This is a genomic window from Nostocoides veronense (genome assembly GCF_039531185.1).
GTDB lineage: Bacteria > Actinomycetota > Actinomycetes > Actinomycetales > Dermatophilaceae > Nostocoides_A > Nostocoides_A veronense.
On sequence record NZ_BAAAPO010000005.1, the window covers coordinates 1 to 3957 of the forward strand.

At 66.3% G+C, this 3957-nt stretch carries 1 protein-coding gene, 1 tRNA gene and 3 pseudogenes; 2 read left to right on the forward strand and 3 right to left on the reverse strand.

Annotation, left to right across the window (positions count from 1 at the left end; translation table 11 throughout):
• Nucleotides 1-95: 95 nt before the first annotated feature.
• Nucleotides 96-242 (reverse strand): annotated as a pseudogene (locus ABD225_RS00975) (IS256 family transposase); the annotation flags it as partial.
• On the opposite strand from ABD225_RS00975, the pseudogene ABD225_RS00980 reads away from it, so the two are divergent.
• Nucleotides 243-410, forward strand: a pseudogene (locus ABD225_RS00980) (IS3 family transposase); the annotation flags it as partial. It lies immediately after the preceding pseudogene.
• A 22-nt stretch (nt 411-432) separates the two neighbouring features.
• Here ABD225_RS00980 and ABD225_RS00985 read toward each other — a convergent pair.
• Together ABD225_RS00985 and ABD225_RS00990 are read right to left on the reverse strand one after the other, a co-directional pair.
• Nucleotides 433-1516: pseudogene (locus ABD225_RS00985) on the reverse strand (IS3 family transposase).
• A gap of 211 nt (nt 1517-1727) precedes the next feature.
• Nucleotides 1728-1800, reverse strand: a tRNA-Arg gene (locus ABD225_RS00990).
• A gap of 266 nt (nt 1801-2066) precedes the next feature.
• Between ABD225_RS00990 and ABD225_RS00995 the strand changes: the two genes are divergently transcribed.
• Nucleotides 2067-3884 (forward strand): phosphoenolpyruvate carboxykinase (GTP), encoded by a 1818-nt coding sequence (locus ABD225_RS00995; RefSeq protein WP_344079949.1) that lies wholly within the window; start codon nt 2067-2069, stop codon nt 3882-3884.
• Nucleotides 3885-3957: the final 73 nt, after the last annotated feature.

Consider the following 3957-nt stretch of genomic DNA (forward strand, 5'->3'; position numbering starts at 1 on the left):
AATCCAGCAGGACACCAGTCAGATTCAGGGTCACGACCCCCGCGCACGCCATACCAGCATGTAAGTCCGACTAACGGTGTTTCTGACGTTCATTGTTAGAGGTTCTCTGCTGCGGGAATGCGGTCGGCGAAGGTGACGGCGAACGCGTTCAGGGCTGGCTTCCAGCGAATGGTCCATCGTGCCTGACCGGTGCCCTTGGGGTCCATGCCGCGGGTCACGAGGTAGAGGACCTTGAGCGCGGCCAGAAGAACGTCCTGAACCGGCGGTCCTGGACCACCCGCGCCGAGCTCCGCCTGGCGATCGTCACCTGGATCGAGCGCACCTACCACCGCCGCCGACGCCAGCGCGCCCTGGGCAAAACCACACCGATCGAGTTTGAGACCATCTACTGGCCCGCGAACGCGGCCTGAATCACCACACCCGCAGTGTCAATCAAACCTTCAGCAGTCCCTCCTGCCTACGGCGGCGGTGGTAGGTCCGTTCGATCCAGGTGACGATCGCGATGCGGAGCTCTTGGCGGGTGGCCCAGGACCGCCGGTTCAGGACGTTCTTCTGCAGCAGGGAGAAGAAGCTCTCCATGGCGGCGTTGTCGCCGCAGGAGCCGACCCGACCCATCGAGCCGACCATGTCGTGACGGTTCAGGGCGTGGACGTACTTTCGCGCTCGGAACTGAGACCCCCTGTCGGAGTGGACAACACAGCCGGCGACGTCACCGCGGCGTGCAGCGGCGTTCGCCAGGGCGGCCACCGGGAGGTGCGACTTCATCCGCGAGTCGATCGAGTACCCGACGATGCGGTTTGAGTAGACGTCCTTGACCGCGCACAGGTACAGCTTCCCCTCACCGGTCCAGTGCTCGGTGATGTCGGTCAGCCACAGCCGGTTCGGGGCGTCGGCGGTGAACACGTGGCGGGTCACGCCGTGCTTGTCGGTCACGGCACAGCGGTCGTCGTGCACTGGCGGACCCGGCCGCTTGGAAGCGCCCCGCTTGGGCTTGCCAAGGCCGACCACCAGCCCTGGCTGGAGCACAGCCGCCACGCGGTCCGTGCCGACATGACCTCCCCGGCATCGCCCGCTTCGTCGTGCAGGTAGCGGTACCCGAACTCCGGGTCGTCGCGGTGAGCGTCGAACAGGGCGTTCGCGCGGTAGGCGGCCACGAGGTCGGCGTCGGTGACGGGTGCCTCGAGCCACCGGTAGTACGGAGCCCGCGCGAACTTCAGCACCCGGCACGTCACCGTCACGGGGATCCGTCGACGGCCAGCGCCGCCCGCCGAAGGACCTCGACTTCCTGCTCCAGCAGCCGGTTGCGCCGCTTGAGCTCACGCAGATCGGCCAGTTCCTCACGATCAGCGCCGGCCTTGATCCCGGCGTCGCGGTCGGCCTGGGTCATCCAGTTCGTCAGACACGACTCCGAGATCCCGAAGTCCTTGGCGACCTGCTTCAACGTGACGCCGTCCTCACGCTGACGAGCCACTCGCACGACGTCGTCGCGGAACTCCTGGGGATAGGGCTTGGGCACGGTGTGCATCCTTCCAGCAGCGCCTCACAACGCCACAGATCGGTTGTCACCTATCGGTGCAGCAGTCCCACTGTCGCGCCCCTGCGCTCGTTGATGGGCCCATTTTTGGGCCCATCCCCTGGCCAGGTCGGCCGGAACGCCTCGAAGACGAGCAAGGCCCCTGCCCGCATCACTGCAGTTCAGGGGCCTGGTCGCCTGTCTCAACACAGAGCGCGCCCGAAGGGATTCGAACCCCTAACCTTCTGATCCGTAGTCAGATGCTCTATCCGTTGAGCTACGGGCGCCGGCCGTCTCGGCGTGCCGAGCGACAGTCGACGATCTTAGCGCCCGGCGCCGCGGGGACGAAATCGCGGGGGAGCGCGCGGCATACAGCCTGGTCGGAAGCGCTTGTGAGACGTTCCACAGCCGCGTAAACGTTTCCATGGCGAGGGGCCTTGCGGAGCCTCCGTATCGTTGGATCAGGCCGTCTGATGGCTCATTCCGGGAACTGTCCGGAACCGCTGGCGGCACGACGTGGGGCGCCCAGGCCCCATGACCATGGAGGACGCTCATGACAGCCACATCAGCCACCACCGGCACGACCAACGCGGCCCTGCAGGCGTGGGTCGATGAGGTCGCCGCCCTGACCACCCCCGACAAGGTTGTGTGGATCACCGGATCCGACGAGGAGATCCAAGGCCTCAACGACGAACTCGTCGCCGCCGGCACCTTCGTCAAGCTGGACGAGAGCAAGAAGCCCAACTCCTACTGGGCGGCCAGCGACCCCAGCGATGTCGCGCGCGTCGAGGACCGGACTTTCATCGCCTCCGAGAAGGAGGAGGATGCGGGCTTTACGAACAACTGGATGGCCCCGGCTGAGCTCAAGGGCATCATGACCGACCTTTACAAGGGGTGCATGACCGGCCGCACGATGTACGTCATCCCCTTCGTCATGGGCCACCTGAACGCCGACCAGCCGATGTATGGCGTGGAGATCACCGACTCCGCCTATGTCGTCGTCTCGATGAAGATCATGGCCCGCATCGGCGAGCCCGTCCTGCGCGCGATGGAGGAGCAGCAGGCGAGCTTCGTCAAGTGTCTGCACTCGGTCGGCTACCCGCTCACCGACGGCAAGGCTGACGTGAAGTGGCCGTGCAGCGACACCAAGTACATCGCGCACTTCCCCGAGACCCGCGAGATCTGGTCCTATGGCTCCGGCTATGGCGGCAACGCGCTGCTCGGCAAGAAGTGCTATGCCCTGCGCATCGCCTCTGCCATGGCGCGCGACGAGATGTGGATGGCCGAGCACATGCTCATCCTCAAGCTCACCTCGCCCACCGGCTCGAAGCACTACATCGCCGGCGCCTTCCCGAGCGCGTGCGGCAAGACCAATCTCGCGATGATCGACCCCACCCTCGAGGGCTGGGAGGCCGAGATGGTCGGCGATGACATCGCCTGGATGCGTTTCGGCAAGGACGGCCGGCTGTATGCCGTCAACCCCGAGTTCGGTCTCTTCGGCGTCGCGCCCGGCACCGGCGAGAACACCAACCCCAACGCCATGCGCACCGTCGAGCAGGGCAATTCGATCTTCACCAATGTCGCGCTCACCGATGACGGCGACGTCTGGTGGGAGGGCATGACCGACGAGAAGCCGGCCCACCTCACCGACTGGAAGGGCAACGACTGGACCCCCGAGTCTGGCGTCGTCTCCAGCCACCCCAACAGCCGCTTCTGCACCCCCGCCAAGCAGTGCCCGATGATGGCCGATGAGTATGACGAGCCGAATGGTGTCCCGATCGACGCCATCCTCTTCGGCGGCCGCCGCAAGACCACCGTTCCGCTGGTCTACGAAACCCGCGACTGGAACCACGGCGTCTTCGTCGGCGCGACCCTCTCGTCCGAGACCACGGCCGCCGCCGTCGGCGCGGTCGGCGTCGTGCGCCGCGACCCGATGGCGATGCTGCCCTTCATCGGCTACAACGCCGGCGACTATGTCAACCACTGGCTGGAGATCGGCAAGCAGGCCGATGCCGCCAAGCTGCCGAAGATCTACCAGGTCAACTGGTTCCGGCGCGACCGCGAGGACGGCTCCTTCCTGTGGCCGGGCTTCGGCGACAACGCTCGTGTCCTGAAGTGGATCATCGAGCGTCTCGACGGCAGCGGCGAAGGCGTCGACACCCCGGTCGGCATCGTCCCGGCCCCCGGCGCGCTCGACACCACCGGCCTGGACATGACCGAGGAGCAGGTCGCCAAGGCGCTCGAAGTCAACGCCGAGGAGTGGGCCACCGAGTTGGGCCTCATCGAGGAGTGGCTCGCCAAGTTCGGCGACAAGCTGCCGAGCCAGATGAGCGATGAACTCGCGACCCTGAAGGCGAACCTCGAGGGCTGAGCCCCCCGGGCCCTGGCCCCGTCACCCGCTTCGCCCCCGACACTCCCGTCACTCCCTAGGAACCTCTGCTAGC